This window comes from Frigoriflavimonas asaccharolytica (genome assembly GCF_013294015.1).
Lineage (GTDB): Bacteria > Bacteroidota > Bacteroidia > Flavobacteriales > Weeksellaceae > Frigoriflavimonas > Frigoriflavimonas asaccharolytica.
The window spans coordinates 16,619-34,637 of the sequence record NZ_JABSNO010000009.1 but is presented as its reverse complement, the minus strand read 5'-3'; the positions used below and the strand labels follow the sequence as shown (position 1 = coordinate 34,637).

General features: G+C 31.7%; 18 protein-coding genes and 1 tRNA gene. 15 read left to right on the top strand and 4 right to left on the bottom strand.

The genetic code is table 11. The features are described 5' to 3' along the window. The first annotated feature begins 226 nt into the window (after positions 1–226). From HNQ03_RS07555 to HNQ03_RS07540, 4 genes are all read left to right on the top strand, one after another. A complete protein-coding gene (locus HNQ03_RS07555) occupies positions 227–2,350 on the top strand; it encodes a Tex family protein (protein WP_173779070.1) in 2,124 nt (707 codons plus the stop codon). Between the two features lie 86 nt (positions 2,351–2,436). Continuing rightward, entirely contained in the window at positions 2,437–3,369 is a 933-nt protein-coding gene (locus HNQ03_RS07550) for a fatty acid desaturase family protein (protein ID WP_173779069.1), read from the top strand. Next, positions 3,359–3,961 (top strand): hypothetical protein, encoded by a 603-nt coding sequence (locus HNQ03_RS07545; RefSeq protein WP_173779068.1) that lies wholly within the window; start codon positions 3,359–3,361, stop codon positions 3,959–3,961. The genes HNQ03_RS07550 and HNQ03_RS07545 overlap by 11 nt, the downstream gene beginning before the upstream one ends. 2 nt (positions 3,962–3,963) lie before the next feature. Then, positions 3,964–4,827 (top strand): KamA family radical SAM protein, encoded by an 864-nt coding sequence (locus tag HNQ03_RS07540; protein WP_173779067.1) that lies wholly within the window; start codon positions 3,964–3,966, stop codon positions 4,825–4,827. A gap of 143 nt (positions 4,828–4,970) precedes the next feature. Here the strand turns inward: HNQ03_RS07540 and HNQ03_RS07535 are convergent, their stop codons facing one another. The 3 genes from HNQ03_RS07535 to mce form a co-directional block, all read right to left on the bottom strand. Continuing rightward, entirely contained in the window at positions 4,971–5,225 is a 255-nt protein-coding gene (locus tag HNQ03_RS07535; RefSeq protein WP_173779066.1) for a SemiSWEET transporter, read from the bottom strand. A 136-nt stretch (positions 5,226–5,361) separates the two neighbouring features. Further along, positions 5,362–5,435, bottom strand: a tRNA-Ile gene (locus tag HNQ03_RS07530). A gap of 76 nt (positions 5,436–5,511) precedes the next feature. Further along, complete coding sequence (gene mce, locus HNQ03_RS07525; protein WP_173779065.1) at positions 5,512–5,910, bottom strand: methylmalonyl-CoA epimerase; 399 nt, start codon at positions 5,908–5,910, stop codon at positions 5,512–5,514. Positions 5,911–6,249: 339 nt separating this feature from the next. Between mce and rbfA the strand changes: the two genes are divergently transcribed. From rbfA to HNQ03_RS07490, 7 genes are all read left to right on the top strand, one after another. Then, the gene (gene rbfA, locus HNQ03_RS07520; protein WP_173779064.1) at positions 6,250–6,612 is read left to right on the top strand and encodes a 30S ribosome-binding factor RbfA; all 363 of its coding nucleotides are present in this window, start codon (positions 6,250–6,252) and stop codon (positions 6,610–6,612) included. Between the two features lie 6 nt (positions 6,613–6,618). Continuing rightward, complete coding sequence (locus HNQ03_RS07515) at positions 6,619–7,824, top strand: ABC transporter permease (RefSeq protein WP_173779063.1); 1,206 nt, start codon at positions 6,619–6,621, stop codon at positions 7,822–7,824. A 47-nt stretch (positions 7,825–7,871) separates the two neighbouring features. Then, positions 7,872–9,647 carry an endonuclease gene (locus HNQ03_RS07510; protein WP_173779062.1) on the top strand — a complete coding sequence of 592 codons (1,776 nt, stop codon included), beginning with the start codon at positions 7,872–7,874 and terminating at the stop codon, positions 9,645–9,647. Between the two features lie 138 nt (positions 9,648–9,785). Beyond that, positions 9,786–10,508, top strand: a complete 723-nt coding sequence (locus HNQ03_RS07505) for a shikimate dehydrogenase family protein (protein ID WP_173779061.1) — start codon at positions 9,786–9,788, stop codon at positions 10,506–10,508. 87 nt (positions 10,509–10,595) lie between these two features. Further along, positions 10,596–12,641, top strand: a complete 2,046-nt coding sequence (locus tag HNQ03_RS07500) for a DUF349 domain-containing protein (protein ID WP_173779060.1) — start codon at positions 10,596–10,598, stop codon at positions 12,639–12,641. Positions 12,642–12,810: 169 nt separating this feature from the next. Continuing rightward, complete coding sequence (gene ribD, locus HNQ03_RS07495) at positions 12,811–13,836, top strand: bifunctional diaminohydroxyphosphoribosylaminopyrimidine deaminase/5-amino-6-(5-phosphoribosylamino)uracil reductase RibD (RefSeq protein WP_173779059.1); 1,026 nt, start codon at positions 12,811–12,813, stop codon at positions 13,834–13,836. Positions 13,837–14,109: 273 nt separating this feature from the next. Continuing rightward, the gene (locus HNQ03_RS07490; RefSeq protein ID WP_173779058.1) at positions 14,110–14,712 is read left to right on the top strand and encodes an IMPACT family protein; all 603 of its coding nucleotides are present in this window, start codon (positions 14,110–14,112) and stop codon (positions 14,710–14,712) included. On the opposite strand, the gene HNQ03_RS07485 is transcribed toward HNQ03_RS07490, so the two are convergent. Further along, complete coding sequence (locus HNQ03_RS07485; protein ID WP_173779057.1) at positions 14,709–15,416, bottom strand: zinc metallopeptidase; 708 nt, start codon at positions 15,414–15,416, stop codon at positions 14,709–14,711. The two genes, HNQ03_RS07490 and HNQ03_RS07485, sit on opposite strands and share 4 nt — an antisense overlap. A 110-nt stretch (positions 15,417–15,526) precedes the next feature. Here HNQ03_RS07485 and HNQ03_RS07480 point away from each other — a divergent pair, with 110 nt between their 5' ends. The 4 genes from HNQ03_RS07480 (at position 15,527) to HNQ03_RS07465 (ending at position 17,955) form a co-directional block, all read left to right on the top strand. Further along, positions 15,527–16,651 (top strand): GNAT family N-acetyltransferase, encoded by a 1,125-nt coding sequence (locus HNQ03_RS07480; protein ID WP_173779056.1) that lies wholly within the window; start codon positions 15,527–15,529, stop codon positions 16,649–16,651. Between the two features lie 14 nt (positions 16,652–16,665). Then, positions 16,666–16,962 carry a hypothetical protein gene (locus HNQ03_RS07475; protein ID WP_173779055.1) on the top strand — a complete coding sequence of 99 codons (297 nt, stop codon included), beginning with the start codon at positions 16,666–16,668 and terminating at the stop codon, positions 16,960–16,962. Positions 16,963–17,140: 178 nt separating this feature from the next. Further along, on the top strand, positions 17,141–17,584 hold the full coding sequence (locus HNQ03_RS07470; protein WP_173779054.1) for a ferritin-like domain-containing protein: 444 nt from the start codon (positions 17,141–17,143) through the stop codon (positions 17,582–17,584). A 182-nt stretch (positions 17,585–17,766) separates the two neighbouring features. After that, positions 17,767–17,955, top strand: coding sequence for a hypothetical protein (locus HNQ03_RS07465; RefSeq protein WP_173779053.1), 189 nt, complete (start codon positions 17,767–17,769; stop codon positions 17,953–17,955). Positions 17,956–18,019 lie beyond the last annotated feature (64 nt).

Genomic DNA, 18,019 nt, shown 5'->3' with positions numbered 1-18,019 from the left:
TCTACCTAGAACAAAAAATTTATATTTGAAAAAGAAATGTAAAGAACTCGTAAATTATAATTTACTGATTTTCATATAGGTAAAATTGTATAAAGCAAATATTTACAAAATTTAATGGTAATGAATTATTTTTTTGCATTTTAAAAATCTATTTATTTCTATAATTAATAACTAAATTTTCTATCATCCTTTAAAGTTCTTATTTTAGCCAAACTAAAAACGCATCATGACTTCTACTTTATATATAAAAAATACGCTTCAACTATCTGAACAAAACATCAATGCCACTTTAAAACTTTTGGCAGAAGATTGCACCATTCCTTTTATTTCAAGATATAGAAAAGATGCAACCGGAAATCTTGATGAAGTACAAATTGAAAATATTTTTAAATTAAATAAGCAATTTGAAGAAATCATCAAAAGAAAAGAAAGTATTTTAAAATCTATCGAAGAGCAAGATGCTTTGACACCAGATTTGAAAAATAAAATAGAACAAAGCTTTGATCTGCTAGAATTAGAAGATTTGTATTTACCTTACAAAAAAAAGCGAAAAACAAAAGCAGATACCGCTAAAGAAAAGGGTTTAGAACCATTGGCAAAAATCATAAAAGAGCAAAATTCTAGAAATTTAGAAGATATTGCTTCCAGATATTTGAATGAAAATGTAACATCTATTGAAGATGCTTTGCAAGGTGCGAGAGATATCATCGCCGAATGGATCAATGAAAATATGTACGTTCGGAAAAATCTGCGCCGATTGTTTCAAAGAAAAGCACTTATTTCTTCTAAAATTATTAAATCTAAATTAGAAGACGAAGCCGCCAAAAAGTATCAACAATATTTTGAATGGGAAGAAAATTTAAATAAAATTCCATCCCATCGTTTACTGGCAATCTTGCGCGCAGAAACCGAAGGATTTGTGAAAACTAAAATTGAAGTTGATAAAATAGAAGCGTTAGATATAATTGCAGATGCCATCATCAATTCTAATAATGAATGCACAGATCAGATAGAATTAGCCATAAAAGATAGTTACAAAAGACTTCTAGAACCTGCAATTTCCAACGAAATCTTGCAAGAAGCAAAAGCAAAAGCCGACATCAAAGCCATTGATATATTTTCTGAAAATCTACGCCAACTTCTGTTGGATTCACCTTTAGGCGAAAAGAGAATTTTAGCAATAGATCCTGGTTTTAGAAGTGGATGCAAGGTAGTTTGTTTGGATGAAAAAGGCGACTTAATCTACAACGAAACCATCTTTCCGCATGCACCACAAAATGAAAGCGGAATGGCGATGAAAAAAATTCGTTCTATGGTCAACGCAAATCAGATTGAAGCAATTTCTATAGGAAACGGAACTGCGAGTAGAGAAACGGAATTCTTTATAAAAAAAATAGCTTTTGATAAACCGCCTTTGGTTTTTGTAGTTTCGGAAGCTGGAGCTTCTATATATTCTGCCAGCAAAATAGCGAGAGACGAGTTTCCGACGTATGATGTTACGGTTCGTGGTGCAATTTCCATTGGCAGAAGATTGCAAGATCCACTGGCAGAATTGGTGAAAATTGAAGCAAAATCTATCGGAGTTGGTCAATATCAGCATGATGTAGATCAAACATTATTAAAAAATGAACTGGATTCTACGGTTATGAAATGCGTAAATTCTGTAGGCATTAATCTAAATACAGCAAGTAAATCTCTCTTAAGTTACGTTTCTGGCATTGGCGAAAAAATGGCTGAAAACATAGTAAATTATAGAACAGAAAACGGAGCTTTTGAAGATAGAAAACAACTAAAAAAAGTACCAAGATTGGGCGAAAAAGCATTTCAGCAAGCTGCAGCATTTATTAGAATAACCAATGCAAAAAATCCGTTGGATAATTCTGCTGTACATCCAGAAGCGTATAAAATAGTAGAAAAAATGGCGAAAGATTTAGGTTTAAAGACTGAAAACCTCATCGGTAATCGGGAGCACATTCAAAAAATAAATCCAGAAAAATACATCACCTCAACTATTGGAATTTTAGGAATAAAAGACATTTTGAAAGAATTGGAAAAACCTGGTTTAGATCCCAGAAAAGCAGCTAAAGTTTTTGAATTTGATCCGACTGTAAAATCCATCAAAAATTTAAAAATCGGCATGATTCTTCCCGGAATTGTGAACAACATTACGGCTTTCGGTTGTTTTGTAGATGTGGGAATAAAAGAAAGCGGACTGGTGCACATTTCCCAACTAAAAGAAGGTTTCGTTTCGGACGTGAATGAAGTAGTAAAACTAAATCAACATGTGCAAGTGAAAGTTTTGGAAGTAGATGAAGATCGAAAACGAGTGCAGTTGAGTATGGTTTTGTAGGTGAAATTTTTCAATAATCATTTATTAAATAAAAATATAACCGAAAATAATTTAGTACTTTCAAGCTTTGATATTCTATATTTATAATGAACATCCATAAAAATAGCAAACTTATTCTCGAAACTGTTTTTATATTTATTGCAAATAGTTTTCTTGCTTGCAGCATCATTCAGTATATTCAAAATCCATTTTTAATGTATGCTTTGTACTTGCCATTGCTTATATTTCAAGGGTTTTGGTATTACAGAATTTATATTGTAGGGCATGAAAGTGCGCACAAAAAATTATTTAGCAATAATCTAAAGTTGAATGATATTGTAGGAACCTTGATGCTAATTCCTCTTTTTGTTCCGATCACTATTTACAGGAAAATACATTATTTTCATCATGGTTTCAATAGAAAAGATGAGCATACTTCCGCGCTTGATACATTCATCGTAAAAGGAAAATTTAAAAAATTGAAAACGATCTATTATTACATCATTTGGTATTTGAATGTGTTTTTTGGTGGATTCTTTTTACACTCATTAGTTTCCGTATTTCTATTTTTATTTATGCCGCCAAAATTAGCCTTGAAAATTTCCCCTGCTTTTAAAGGCTGGACATTTAAAGATCAGCTCAAGTCTATTGCGCTTTTTTCTTTAAGTGTTGCCTTCCATTTTTCAGCATATTTGCTATTAGGTAAGGAAGTTTATTTGCTCTCATTTGGCTATCCATTGCTTTCATTTGCGTGGATATTGTCTTTGTTGGTCTACATATTTCACTATGATACCACGATAGGAAATGAGGTAAGATACAATGTGAGATCTGTGAAATCTGTACCATTTTTATCCTGGATCTTGATGAATTTTAATGATCATGCAACCCATCATCAATATCCAAATATTCCGTGGCACGAATTGCCGAAAAAAAGAAAAATATTGCCGCAATATTATTTAGAAAAAAACCAAACAACCTGGAGTTTTTTCCGTGCAATTATTAATCAACTAAAAGGACCCCATATTTATTATGAAAATTAGGCAAGCCGTAGAATCAGATGCTCAATATTTTATCGAAATTAAAGACCAACTTCATTTTAAAAATGTACAAGGGGAAACTACTTCAGGTGGTTTTTTATTGGGAACAGATATTGAAACCTATCAAAAATACATCAGGGAAGAAAATGTTTTGGTAGGAATTGATGATGGAAAAATTGTAGGTTTTGGTATTATGCTGAAAAATGATACCGTGAAAAATACTGATCTTTGGCAACGGAAAGAAATGGCAAATTGGACGATCAATATAGAAAAATATGATTTTATTCCTACCTGCTATTTTGAACAATTGGCATTTTTGAATGGTTACAGCCGTTTAGCAATGCGTTTGTGCTATGCTCTTGCACAAAAAGCCTTTGAAACCCATGATGCGCTTTTCACAACCACAGTACATTCACCAATTTTAAATTTGGCCGCTGTTCCTTATATTTTAAAATCGGGTGGAAGCAAAATTGGGAATATAAATGAATATTATGAGCAAATAGGAAATATAATATCTGATATTTATAAAATTGATAAAGTGGATTTTGAAGAAAAAGTGCAGAAATCTATATTTTTTAAATTTTTAAATTCTTAAGAATGAGAGAAAAAACGACCCCTTTTTTAAGAAATTTATTAGAAAATACAAGCATTTCGAAACAATATTTAATAGCAGAACAACCCGAAGACATTGAAAATAATTACAATGATCCTTTGATGGAAGATAAACATGAAGTTGTGAAAGGCCTCATCCATAAATACAAAAACAGGGCGCTTGTAAAAGTGAGTTATCAATGCGCTGCACATTGTAGATTTTGCACCCGAATCCGGCAAATTGGAAATCCAGAAGGTACGCTAAAATCAGATGAGATTGATAATATTGTAGAATATTTAATAAATCATCCGGAAATTGACGACGTTATATTATCTGGTGGCGATCCTTTGTACACACCAAAACTCACCTACGAAATATTACTAAAAATAAAAGAAATTGAAAGTATAAAAGTAATTCGCATTGGAACAAGAATGCCGTTTCAATCCCCAAAATCTTTTGAAAGTCCAGTTTTTCTTGAATTATTTAATCTGATAAAAACCATACAACTCACAAAGCCATTTTATATTCTAGTTCACATAGAACATCCCGCGGAAATAGTTCCAGAGTCAATTGCTGCGATAAAAATATTAAAAGAATTAAATGTAACCTTACTTTCTCAAACAGTATTTTTAAAAGACATCAATGATGATGAAGTTGTATTAGAAAAAATGTTTAAAAAACTCTATTATCTTGGTGTGATGCCATATTATTTATACCATTGCGATAACGTGAAAGGATTAGAACATTTTATAGTGCAAAAGGAAAAAGAAAAAGAGATCGCACAAAAATTAAGAACATTATTAAGTGGCATTGCAACACCATTATTGGTAGAAGATTTAGAAAATGGATATGGAAAGATTCCTATTTAAACCTTGAACTATAAACTGAAAATTTTTACAACCTTAAAATTTTAGAAATAGTAAGTTTTACAGAATTGAGGTTATTGCTTTAAAATTTTTTTCATATTTTTTGATAAAAATGAACTTTTGAATTTATAATGGAAAAAATTCTATTATTTTTTAAATTTAAATAGACAAACCAGCAAAACCAAATTCACCAAAACCGCAAAACCATTTGATAAAATAATAGACCATTCTTCTTTCAAAATTCCAAACCAAACCCAAAGAGAAAGTCCTGTGATGAGAATTGCGGACATCAACCAAGAAATATCTTCCACATTTTTTTCTTTCAAAACTTTTATGAGTTGTGGCAACATAGCAACGGAAGTCAGAATTCCAGCGATTATTCCTAATGTATTTGCGTCCATAATTTAAAAAATTTTTCGGAATTAAAAATAAGATTTATTTAGAAATGATCACAAAAAAATTAATTGTTGAAATTTTTAAATAAAATATTTTGATGATTTAAACAAAAAAAAACACTCTTAAAAAAGAGTGTTTCCGTGGTCCCACTTGGAATCGAACCAAGCACCTACTGATTATGAGTCAGTTGCTCTAACCGAATGAGCTATAGGACCTAAAACTAAGAAAGACTAGCTTTCCGTTTTATTGAGGTGCAAATGTAAGGAAATTTTATAATCCTCAAAATTTTTTTTACTTTTTTTCTTGGCAAAGTTCAATCAATACTCCATTTGTTGATTTTGGATGCAAAAAAACTACAATTTTATTGTCCGCACCATCCTTTGGTTCTTCGGATATAAATTGAAATCCAGCATTCTTTAATCTTGCAATTTCTTCCAAAATATTTTCTACACCAAAAGCGATATGATGAATCCCCTCTCCTTTCTTATCAATAAATTTCGCAATCGGGCTTTCTTCCCTACTCGCTTCTACTAATTCTATTTTACTTTCGCCAAGTTGATAGAAACTTGTTGTAACGCCTTCTCGTTCTACAGATTCTTGTTTATAATTTTCCGTTCCTAAAAGTTTTGAAAACAATTCGTCTGATAAACCCAAAGATTTTACTGCAATTCCGATATGTTCTATTTTCATATTTTTAATTTTGTTTAAGATGGTTTGATCTAATTCAAATTTATTTTAAATTTATATTTTATTGAAAAATGTTTAAATTATCTTTAAAAAACAAATCTTGGATGAATATTTTCTCTATTGATTATTATTTATTTCGTGATTTCTACTTTTAAAATCCTTTGCGTTTGGTTGTAGGTGAAACTTTTTTTACTAAGATTTTTCTTTAGAAATTTTCAAAAAAAAGTGGAAACCGTAGACTGACTACTTTATTTTTGTCGCACAACGAGCATTGTGAGATGTGCTGCAAAAATATTGTGGGCACGTCCAAAATCTTATCTACAAATTTAGTAAATTTGCAGCATGAATGAAAGCAATAGACAGAGAAAAGTAGCGCAAATAATACAAGAAGATTTTGCAGAGTTTTTTAGAAAGCAAGCTTCCGAGAGTGCACAAAGCTTTTTGATTACCGTATCTGACGTGAAAATTTCTGCAGATCTTGGTGTTGCAAAAATATATTTAAGCATATTCCCAAGTGAACACCGCAATGCGATAATGAAAGAAATTGAAGCAAACAAGCAGCAGTACAGATTTTTCTTAGGCAAAAAAGTGGGCGCACAATTGAGAATTGTACCGCAACTGAGCTTTTTTCTAGATACCACTTTGGATGATGTAGAAAGAATAGAAAAGGAATTGCGTGGAGATGGAGAAAATCCTTTATTGTAGATTTTTGTGGCAAGCGTAGCATTTTATATAGCGAAAAGATACCTTCTTGCAAAAAAAGGCAGTACTGCTGTCACGTTTATTACGTGGTTGGCCGTGCTTGCAATGACGGTTGCTGTAGCTGCAATGTTCATTATTATTTCTGTTTTTTCTGGTTTAGAGGATTTAAATAAAGACCTTATTTCTAACCTTCATGCAGATATTACAATAAAAAGTACCAAGCAAAAATCTCTAGTAGATATCCCAAAATTGGAAAAAATTCTACAAGAAGAAAAAGCTATTTCCCATTTTTCTAAATTAATTGAGGAGAAGGTGTACATAGATTACCAAGGAAAGGGTGATGTAGCCTTTTTGCGTGGTGTAGATTCTGCTTATACGACCGTAAACCCAATTGATAAAACCATCCTCTATGGCAAATATCCCTCTTTTGTGTATAGCAACGAGGTTTTGATGGAAAATCAACTAGATATTAGGCTTTCACTTCCACCAGGTTCTGATGCGGGTTTTGCAACTTTATACATGCCCAAACCTGGGAAAGGACTCATTAATAAGGAAGAAGATATTTTTAATAAAAAGGAATTTTATGTAAGTGGTGTTTTTCCAGGAAACGATCAATTAAACAGCTACATAATATCACCTATCGAGCTTACACAAGAACTTTTAAACCTTCCAAAAGGTTCCGCATATCAAATAGTAATCAAACTAAAAGACCCGGAACTTGCAGATGACATTAAAAATAATTTATCTCAAAAATTGGGCTCGGCTTATGAAATTAAAACCAAAAGCGAAGAGAATGCTGCTTTTTGGAAAATGATTAATATCGAAAAATTATTTATTTATTTAATATTTGTGCTCGTTATTTTTATCACTACCTTCAATTTGGCTGGTGCAATTATCATTTTGCAATTAGACAAAAAAGAACAATCAAAATCTTTAATTTCACTTGGTTTCCAATTAAAACATTTGCGAAAAACATATTTTTATACGGGATTATTAATTGTTTTCATAGGAGTAAGTGCTGGTTTGATCATAGGAACTTTGGTGTGCATTGTACAATTGCAAACTGGAATTTTCAAAGCTAATGAAACGCTACCTTTCCCTGTGAGATTGCTATTGAAAAACTATCTAATTGTAGCATCAACGGTAGCTTTTTTCGGAGTTTTAATTTCTTGGTTTTTTTCGAAAATCAACAAACAATATCTTATTAATAATTAAGATTATATGAGAATTTTTGTAAATTCGCGCTCTTAAATTTAAATCTAATGAAAAAAATATTTAGCTCTTTTATTCTTGCATTTTTATGCCAATTTTCTTTTGCGCAAATTCCTGCAGGATACTACAATGGTACAACCGGACTTTCTGGTGCAGCATTGAAAACAAAACTCTTCCAAATAATCTCTACGGGAACTGTGGATAATGGATATGGCGGTCTTTGGACAGCATACCAAACTACAGACAAAGACAATTTCTATGAAAATGATAACACAGTATTAGATATTTACTCCGAAAATCCAAATGGTCCAGATCCTTATAATTACAATTTTGGAACAGGGCAATGTGGAAATGTAGGTGCGGAAGGTACTTGCTACAATAGAGAGCACGTTGTACCGCAAAGTTTGTTTAATTCTGTAGCGCCGATGGTATCAGACATCCACTTTATTAGACCAACCGATGGGAAAGTAAATGGTGCAAGAAGCAATTACCCTTTCGGAAATGTAGGTACAGCAACTTTCACCTCTTTGAATGGATCTAAGGTAGGAAATTCTACATCTTTAGGATATGGAGGAACTGTTTTTGAACCTAATAGTGCTTTTAAAGGAGATATTGCCAGAATGGTTTTATATTTTGTTACTAGATACGAAACTCAACTTTCTGGTTTTTCTACAGGAAATTTGTTGGGAGGAAGTTCTTTTCCTGGACTTCAAGCTTGGGAATTGCAACAAATGCTAATTTGGAATGCGCAGGATCCCGTTTCTGCAGAAGAGATTGCCAGAAATAACGCATCTTACACATATCAAGGGAATAGAAATCCCTTCATAGACAACAATCAATATGTTACAGACATTTGGGGATCAGTAGTTGTAGATACTACTCCGCCAACAGTACCTACAAATTTGGCAGCTTCAAACCCAACTTCTAATACTATAGATCTCGCTTGGACTCCTTCTACAGATAATGTAGGTGTTTCAGGGTATGATGTATATGTAAATGGTATTGGCACTACAACAGTATCAGGAACTACTGCAACCATTAGTAATCTATCACCAAGTACAACATATAATTTTTATTTAAAAGCGCGAGATTTGGCAGGCAATACATCTGCTCAAAGTAATACGGCGACTGAAACTACATTGGCTGGAGCTCCAGCAGGAACAAGCTGTGGTGCAGAAGATTTTGAAAATATCCCTACAAGTGCAAGTAATTATGATACGAGAACTTGGACAAACAATTTCATAAATTGGACAGCTACAGATGCAAGAACAGACCAACCATTAAATGGAAGAGCAATAACCATAAGAAATGGAACACTTTCTTCAAGTTCTATCGGAGGTGGAATTAAAAAAATCACAATCTCTACAAAGTTAATATATGGAAGCGTTGCAGGAACTTTTACGGTTAGAATAAATGGAACATCCGTAGGAACTGTACCATACAGCACTTCAACAGGTACATTTTCAATTGATAATATAAATGTTACTGGAAGTTTTACGCTTTCACTTACAGATAATTCTGTAACTGGTAATCGTGTTGCTTTTGATGATATTACTTGGGAATGCTATTCTTTATCAACTTCTGAAATAGAAGCAGGAAATCAATTCCAAATCTATCCAAATCCTGTAATTGATGGAAAATTGAATGTGAAAGGAGAAAATTTAAATAAAATAAAATTCGCAGAAATCTACGATACCAACGGGAAATTAATTCAAAAAATTTCCGCACCATTTGAAAAAAGCACTAGCATAATTTTAAATAAAATTCCTACTGGTTTATATATTTTAAAAACTTCAGAATTTAGTACAAAATTCATAGTGAAATAATTTATTGATTCCTTATATATAAAGACCGATTTTTTGTCGGTCTTTTTTATTGAATTAAATTTGCAAAGAATATATCATTTTCACGGTTTTTACTTTATTTAAAAGTCGTGTATTAGCAATAAATATTAAAAGCAAAAGATGAAAACAAAAAAATTGGGTTTAATAGGCAAAAACATTTCCTATTCTTTCTCAAAAATTTATTTTGAAACAAAATTCAAAAATTTGAATGCAGATTTCAACTATGATTTGTTTGATATTCCATCAATAAATGATGTAGAAGAATTATTTAAAATTGAAAATATTGTAGGTTTAAACGTTACGCAACCTTATAAAGAAGCAATCATCCCGTTTTTAGATGAATTGAGTGAAGAAGCATTACAAATTGGTGCGGTGAATACTATTTTAATTCAGAACGAAAAAAAAATCGGCTACAACACAGATGCTTTTGGTTTTGAAAAAACATTACTATTAAAAAAGAACGCTAAGCACGAGCAAGCACTGATACTAGGAAATGGTGGAGCCGCAAAAGCCATTCAATTTGTGCTAAATAAACACAACATTCCCTTTCAAATAATTTCTAGAAAAGGCGATATTACTTTTGAAGATTTAGATGAAAATTTGATTTCAAACCATCAAATAATAATTAATAGTACACCCGTTGGTACTTTTCCAGATATAAAAGAGCACATTCCGTTTCCGTTTCAATTTTTGACAGAAAATCATTTAGTAATAGATCTCATTTACAACCCAGAAATAACAGAATTTTTACGAAAATCTGCCAATTTTGGAGCAAAAACACTGAATGGACAATACATGCTAGAGCAACAAGCAGAAAAAGCATGGCAAATATGGAATAGTTGAAAAATTTTATATATATTTATTGATATTTTCAGAAAAGAAAAAACAGATATCATTTGAAAATATTTTACCGTAAATAAAAGCTGCATTATGACTACAGAAAATTCTGAAAAAGATCTATCTCAAGATCAAAACGAAAATCTACAAAAAAATCTTTCCGATACAAACCAACCCAGTACAATTGAAAATACTGAAGCGGAACCTGTAAACGAACTTGCCGATGCATTGGTAGAAGAACATATAGAAAATGCAGAGGAAGTGCAAGATGCATCAAATGAGAATTCTGAAGAAGATAAAGCAAAAGAACATACAAAAACTGAATTAGGACAATCAGAAGAAGTAAACACGAATGATTTATCTACTAACGAAGAAAATTCTGAAGAGAAAGCAATAGAAAAAGAAACCATTGGAGAAAATTCTACTGCAGAGAAATCTTCTAATGAAGCCACTGGAAAACAAGAAATAGAAAAATTCTTGACACTCCCTGATATTATTGAAGGATTAGCTGCTTTGCAAAAAACAGCAACCGCAGAAAGCTGGAGTAGAGATTCTAAAGAATTTAATAAATATAAAGCTCTTGGCTACGCACATTTGCACGCAATAGAAAAAACGGAGAAGGAAAAATGGGCAGAAGGCGAAAATTCTGCAGAAGATTTCAAATTTGAAAATGAAAACAATGATAGATTTGGAGAGTTGATGCAAGGCTTTAAAAAAGTGCAGGAAGAATTTCACCAAAATCAAGATCAACAGCAAACTAAAAACCTGGAAATCAGACAGCAGATTATTGAAAAATTGAAAAATTTAAATAGCAATGCAGATGCTGGCACAAATTTATTTAAAGAAATAAGAATTATAAAAGAGCAGTGGACATCTGCAGGACAAGTGCCAAAAGCAGATTTCAAAATAATTAATAATAATTATTTTCATCATCTTACTCAATTTTACGAAATATTAGATCTTAAAAAAGAATACCTAGAGCAAGAGTACGCACACAATCTCGAAAAAAGAGAACATATTATATTGCGTGCAAAAGAATTGCTAACAGAAGAATCTGTACAAAAAGCACTAAACGAACTGCAGTATTTACACAAACTTTGGAAAGAAGAAGCAGTTCCAGTTGCAGAAGAATTCCGCGAAAAAACTTGGCAAGAATTTAAAGATATTTCTGATAAAATACATGATAGACGTGCAGAACTATCAGAAATGATGGATACAGAACATGCTGAAAATCTTGCAAAGAAAAATGCCATCATTGAAGAAATAAAAAAACTGACTGCCCCAGAAAAAGAGCCTAACCATAGTTATTGGCAAAATAGCCTGAAAAAAATTGAAACATTGCGTGCAGATTTTTTGAAAACAGGTAGCGTTAGTAGAAAATTATCCAATCAAAATTGGCAGGATTTCAAAGATGCGTTAAAGATTTTTAATAATAATAAAAACCATTATTATAAAGATCAAAAAAATTCTCAACAAAAAAATCTGGATGATAAGCTTAAATTAATTCAAACTGCAAAAGACAATAATACCTCAGAAGATTGGGATACCATGGTTTCTATGTACAAAAACTTGCAAGAAGATTGGAAAAAAATTGGACATGTACCAAGAAGTATGGCAGACAAAATCTGGAATGAATTTCGTGATGCTTGCAACGTTTTTTTCGAGAATTTCAGAGATAAAAGCAAAGCGGAAGGCGAAGATTGGAAGGCAAATTTCGCCACCAAAAAAGACCTTTTGGAACAACTGAAACAAGTTACCAATGAGGAAGGAAGTGTAGGGAAAATTGAAGAAATAAAAACAGCTTGGAATGCTGTTGGAAAAATACCAAAAGACAAACTGCAGCTTCACACAGATTTTAATAAAACACTGCGTGACAAACTAAAACTGAACAATATTCAGGAGTATGCATTAAAAGAAGAAGGACTTTCAGAACATCAGATCACAGATAAAGCCCGCAGAATAAAAAGCCAAATATCTGATATGGAAGCCGAAATTGCAAAACTAGAAAACAACCTTGGTTTCTTCAGCAATCCATCTAGAGAAAATCCTTTATTATCAGCAACTTATAAAAACATTGACGATAAAAAAGCCAATTTGGAAGCTTTGAAAAAGAGTTTGCATGAGATAATTGCAGGATAACAAAAATTTGAAAATGAAAATGAAATAGAAACTGAAAATTTCGATAAGCTTTATCTGACAGTTTAGTTGTATTTATTTTATCACTATTTGTCAAGTTGAGCTTCTCGAAATCTATTTTTAAATAATTTAAAAATCTCAACACTTAACTTTCGTTAAGTGTTTTTTATAAATGAAAGAAGAAGATATATATATTGGTCGTTGCATTCAATTGGCCAAAAAAGCTTTAGGAAACACCTATCCAAATCCTTTGGTGGGTGCAGTAATCATACATGATGGCAAAATAATTGGCGAGGGATATCACAAAAAAGCTGGTGAACCTCATGCAGAAATAAATGCCATCAATTCTGTAGAAGTTTTATCGCTTTTACCAGAAAGTACCATCTACGTTTCTTTAGAACCCTGTGCACACTTCGGGAAAACGCCGCCGTGCGCTTTGAAATTGAAAGAAATTGGTTTCAAAAAAGTGGTGATTGGTTGTAGAGATTCGCACGGAAAAGTGGACGGAAAAGGCATAGAAATATTGAAAAATGCTGGAATAGAAGTTCAATCTGGAATTTTAGAAAAAGAATGTCGAGATCTCAATAAAAGATTTTTCTGTTTTCACGAGAAGAAAAGACCTTATATCATCTTAAAATGGGCGCAATCTGCAGACGGATTTTTAGATAAAGATTTTCTACCAACCGCCATCGGAAATTCACTCACAAAGCAATTTGTGCATCAATTAAGAAGCGAAGAACATGCAATTTTAGTAGGAACAAACACTGCAATTGTAGACAATCCAAGTTTGACCACGAGGGAAATTGAAGGTAGAAATCCCACCAGAATTCTATTAGATTTTGATCTAAAAGTTTCAAAAGATTCTGAGATATTTAACAATGAAGCTCCTACTCTAGTTTTTAATCAAATTAAGAATGAAGAAATTGGAAATCTAAAATTCATTAAAATTGAGAAAGAAAATTTATTGCAAAATTTATTGCAAAAATTATATGAAGAGCAAATACAGTCTGTAATAATTGAGGGAGGAAGTTATACTTTGCAAAAATTTATCAATGAAAATCTTTGGGACGAAACCATTATCATAAAAAACAATGAACTTTTAGTAGAAAACGGAACGAAAGCACCAACTTTTGAGGGCAAGCTTCAATATTCCAAAAAATTTCTAGATTGTGATATTGAATTTTACAAAAATTATTAATACCCATTTAAATAATAAAACCAAAAATCGAAGATTGACTTCGTCGAACCACTTCGTTAGGTTTCACTGAATCCATCAAAATATTTACAAACAAGTGAAGTGAAATAAAAGTGTAAGAAAATTAAACATGTTTTAAAGTTAATATATGTGTAATATCCCTTATTTTCACTTTAACAAGAATAAATTACGCTCATTCTTTTGTTCCTCTTGTGGTTTAAATTTTAATTTTATATAATTTAAACAGACTCTAAAAAACTTAATTTTTAAAATCCAATGTCTTTTTCCTATCAAACCATCAAAAAACCCGTTACAGAAGTTGTTTATAAAGACAAAGGCAGCAAATTTGTGGGTTTTGGAGTTCCGGTTTGCAACGAAGAAGAATTTAAAATAGCATTAGAAAAAATAAAAACATCGCACCCAAAAGCTACACATCACTGCTACGCTTATCGTTTTGGAATTTCTGGAGAAGAATATAGAGCAAATGATGATGGAGAACCTTCTGGTAGTGCTGGTTTGCCAATTTACAATCAATTGTTGGCTCATGAAGTTTCAGATATTTTGGTGGTGGTCGTTAGATATTATGGTGGTACAAAACTGGGCGTCGCAGGTTTGATAAAAGCCTATAAAGAAACGTCAAAATTGGTTTTAGAGGAAGCAAAAATATCGATCAAAATTTTAGAAAGTAGGTTGATGATAGAATTTCCATATTCCGAACAGCATTTGATTTTTACATTGTTAAATAAATTTGATGCGAAGATTTTAGAATTTAATACCGAAAAAAGCTGCACAATTTCTGCAAGCATAGCTACCGAAAAATTAAAAAGCATCTCTGAAAAACTATCAGAGATGCAATATATTGTATTTGAGATTTCTTAATTTCGATTTCCGCTCAACATGGAAGCGAAATAAATAAGTTGTGCAAGCGAACCAAGCGCCGCAACTACATAGGTTCTAGCTGCCCATTTCAAAGCATCTTTTGCACCTGCATATTCCGTTCTACCTAATGTTCCAGATTTTTCTAGCCAAGCCAGAGCTCTATTGCTCGCATCATATTCTACTGGCAAAGTTACAAACGCAAATAAGGTTGTAAATGCAAACATGGCGACACCAATTGCCAAAACCATCGTGTTTCCATTTGGATTATCAATAGTTCTTGTAGCTGCCATCAACATTATTCCACCTATCAAAACAAATTGCATTAAACGTGAACTTATATTCACCACCGGAACCAATTTTGAACGCAATTGCAACATAGAATATCCAACTGCATGTTGCACAGCATGTCCACATTCGTGCGCTGCAACTGCTGCAGCTGCTGCATTTCTTTGCATATAAACGCCCTCAGAAAGGTTTACCGTTTTGTTTGCTGGATTATAATGATCTGTCAATTGTCCTGGCACAGAAATTACTTGTACATCATTAATGTTGTTATCTCGCAACATTTTTTCTGCAATTTCTTTCCCAGACATTCCATTTTGCAGATGAACTTTAGAATAAAATGCAAATTTTGACTTTAATTTAGAAGAGACCAACCAGCTTATAAGCATGGAAACTCCTATAATAATATAATAACCAAACATAATTTTTAATTTTAATTAATGGCTATCATGGAAAAAGTGTGCCAAAGAATTGATAGATTTCTTTTCAAAATTTCTTTAATAATGATTACATTTGAAGCAAATATTTTGCAATGTCCGCCATTTCTATTACCGAAATTAAATCTCCCACAGATATATTAAAATTCATAAAATTCCCGATGGATTTATATAAAGAAAATCCAAACTATGTACCATCATTATTTAAAGATGAAAAGGAAATATGGGATCGAGAGAAAAACCCTATCTACAAACATGCAGAAGCGAAATTGTATTTAGCATTTAAAGATAATAAAATCGTGGGCAGAATTGCTGTCATGATCAATCATAAAGAAACAGAAGTACTTGCCGAAAAAAAGGTACGTTTTGGTTGGTTGGATTTCATTGATGATGAAGAAGTCTCTAGATTATTAATAGATCAAGCCATTCAATTTGCCAAAGAAAATAAAGTGAATTTAATTGAAGGACCAATGGGTTTCACAAATTTAGATAAATCTGGAATGCTCACAGAAGGTTTTGAAGAATTGGCGACCATGATTGGTTTGTACAACTTTTCCTATTATCCCGAGCATTTGAAAAAATTAGGAATGAAGGATGGTAAAATTTGGGTAGAATTTTCCATGCGTTTTCCCGAAGTTTTGCCTGAAAAAATAATAAAATTTAGCAAATTAATTTCGGAAAAATACAAGCTAAAAGTGCTAGACTTTAAATCTAAAAAAGAAATTGTACCTCATGTAGATGCCATGTTTAAGCTTTTAGACGAAACCTACCGCACGCTTTCTACTTACACACCAATTTCGCCAGAGCAAATAAAAATATATAAAGAAAAATATTTCCCTTTTATTTCGAAAGATTATGTAATTTGTATTGCCGATGAACATGATGAGTTGGTAGCTTTTGCCATTACGATGCCTTCGTATTCCAAAGCTTTGCAAAAATCTAAAGGAAAACTTTTTCCTTTTGGTTGGTGGCATTTTCTACAAGCGGAAAAAAAGAATGATAGAGCCAATTTTTATTTAATAGGTATAAAACCAGAATTTCAAAGGCGTGGAGTAACGGCAATCATCATGAAAGAAATTTTTCATAGGTTTCACAAAATGGGCATCAAGTTCGCGGAAACCAATCCGGAATTAGAAGACAATAAAAGCGTACAACTTTTGTGGCAAGATTATAATCCGGTGCAACATAAGAAGAGACAGACTTTTGTTTTGGAGGTTTAAAAAATAACCATTCAATGAAAAAACTACTCGAACTTCAAAATAGATATTTGCTTATAATTTCCATTGCTGGAATATTATTTTTGATCGCTGGTGCATTTTTAAAAATTACACATTTTGCTTTTGGTTTTGCCAAAGGTAATTCTGTTCTTTACATTGGTTTAGTAATCTCCACTTTTGTTTGGATTTTAGTATTCGTAGATATTTTTAGAACCAAACAGCAGAATGGAATTTTTTGGATTTTGTTTATGTTTCTATTTTTCTCGATCACACCAATTATTTATCTTATCGTAAATAAAAAAGAAACATATTAGCTAATTTATTTTTAATTATAATAGTAATTTTCAATAAATTACAACTTCATTTTATATAAATTTAATACTATAAATTAATATTTAGTAAGATTTTTGGAAAAATTTATCAAATTATAAGTTTTACTTTTTTTGAATGTTTTAATGCAATAGTTTTGGCTAAACAATTAAATAAAACAAAATGGAAAACGAAAAAGTAGTAGATCTATTAAATGATTTAATAACGAAAAATTACGACGCAGAAAAAGGTTACCAAGAAGCAGGCGAAAAAATTGAACATACTTCTTTGAAAGCTTATTTCGAGGCTCAAGCAAAAAACCGATACGATTTTGGACATGAAATCAAAACTCTCATTGCAAAATATGGCGGAGAAGTAATTAAAGGTACAAGCATTACGGGAGATTTGCATAGAACTTGGATTGCAATTAGAGATGCATTCACAAGTGGAGACAAAGCAATCTACGATGAATGCATACGTGGAGAAGAGGCCTTCGTTCAGGAATACGGAGAAATGATGACTGACAATATATTACCTCAAGACGTAAAAGATGTTTTGCGCAACCAAAAAGATTCTGCAGAAAAAGCATTGACTTCATTAAAAGTTATGGAGGGATTTGCTTCCTAATCTAGGGAAATGTTCACAAAAAGAAATACCTTGCAATTACTGTGAGGTATTTTTTGTCTTTAATAGTAGATAATTATTAAATATATATTGAGATTACTTAGACTTTTAAAAATTTGGTAACTTTGCAGAAATTTATATTCAATAAATTTGAAGATAAATTTTCACATTAAATTATAATTATTTTGAAGAAACAACTCGCCTTTTATTTATCAATGATTGTAGCATTTATCGTTTACAATCAGTTTTTTCAGGTAGATGATGAGAAGTTGAATACCATCATCAATATTGTATTTGCAAGCTTTTTATTTTTATACATCGGATACATTGCTTGGTTAGTTTTACAAAAAATAAAAAAACCTTCTGGTAAATAATAAGATTTTTTTCTATTAAAATATATTTATAAAGAAATAATACTATTTTTTTCACTTCTAAATT

Coding starts and splice junctions, on each gene's coding strand:
- HNQ03_RS07555 (WP_173779070.1), top strand. CDS start 227: ATGACTTCTACTTTATATATAAAAAATACGCTTCAACTATCTGAACAA.
- HNQ03_RS07485 (WP_173779057.1), bottom strand. CDS start 15,416: ATGTTTGGTTATTATATTATTATAGGAGTTTCCATGCTTATAAGCTGG.
- HNQ03_RS07475 (WP_173779055.1), top strand. CDS start 16,666: ATGAAAAAACTACTCGAACTTCAAAATAGATATTTGCTTATAATTTCC.
- mce (WP_173779065.1), bottom strand. CDS start 5,910: ATGAAAATAGAACATATCGGAATTGCAGTAAAATCTTTGGGTTTATCA.
- HNQ03_RS07535 (WP_173779066.1), bottom strand. CDS start 5,225: ATGGACGCAAATACATTAGGAATAATCGCTGGAATTCTGACTTCCGTT.
- HNQ03_RS07480 (WP_173779056.1), top strand. CDS start 15,527: ATGTCCGCCATTTCTATTACCGAAATTAAATCTCCCACAGATATATTA.
- HNQ03_RS07500 (WP_173779060.1), top strand. CDS start 10,596: ATGACTACAGAAAATTCTGAAAAAGATCTATCTCAAGATCAAAACGAA.
- HNQ03_RS07510 (WP_173779062.1), top strand. CDS start 7,872: ATGAAAAAAATATTTAGCTCTTTTATTCTTGCATTTTTATGCCAATTT.
- HNQ03_RS07545 (WP_173779068.1), top strand. CDS start 3,359: ATGAAAATTAGGCAAGCCGTAGAATCAGATGCTCAATATTTTATCGAA.
- HNQ03_RS07470 (WP_173779054.1), top strand. CDS start 17,141: ATGGAAAACGAAAAAGTAGTAGATCTATTAAATGATTTAATAACGAAA.
- HNQ03_RS07540 (WP_173779067.1), top strand. CDS start 3,964: ATGAGAGAAAAAACGACCCCTTTTTTAAGAAATTTATTAGAAAATACA.
- rbfA (WP_173779064.1), top strand. CDS start 6,250: ATGAATGAAAGCAATAGACAGAGAAAAGTAGCGCAAATAATACAAGAA.
- ribD (WP_173779059.1), top strand. CDS start 12,811: ATGAAAGAAGAAGATATATATATTGGTCGTTGCATTCAATTGGCCAAA.
- HNQ03_RS07550 (WP_173779069.1), top strand. CDS start 2,437: ATGAACATCCATAAAAATAGCAAACTTATTCTCGAAACTGTTTTTATA.
- HNQ03_RS07490 (WP_173779058.1), top strand. CDS start 14,110: ATGTCTTTTTCCTATCAAACCATCAAAAAACCCGTTACAGAAGTTGTT.
- HNQ03_RS07505 (WP_173779061.1), top strand. CDS start 9,786: ATGAAAACAAAAAAATTGGGTTTAATAGGCAAAAACATTTCCTATTCT.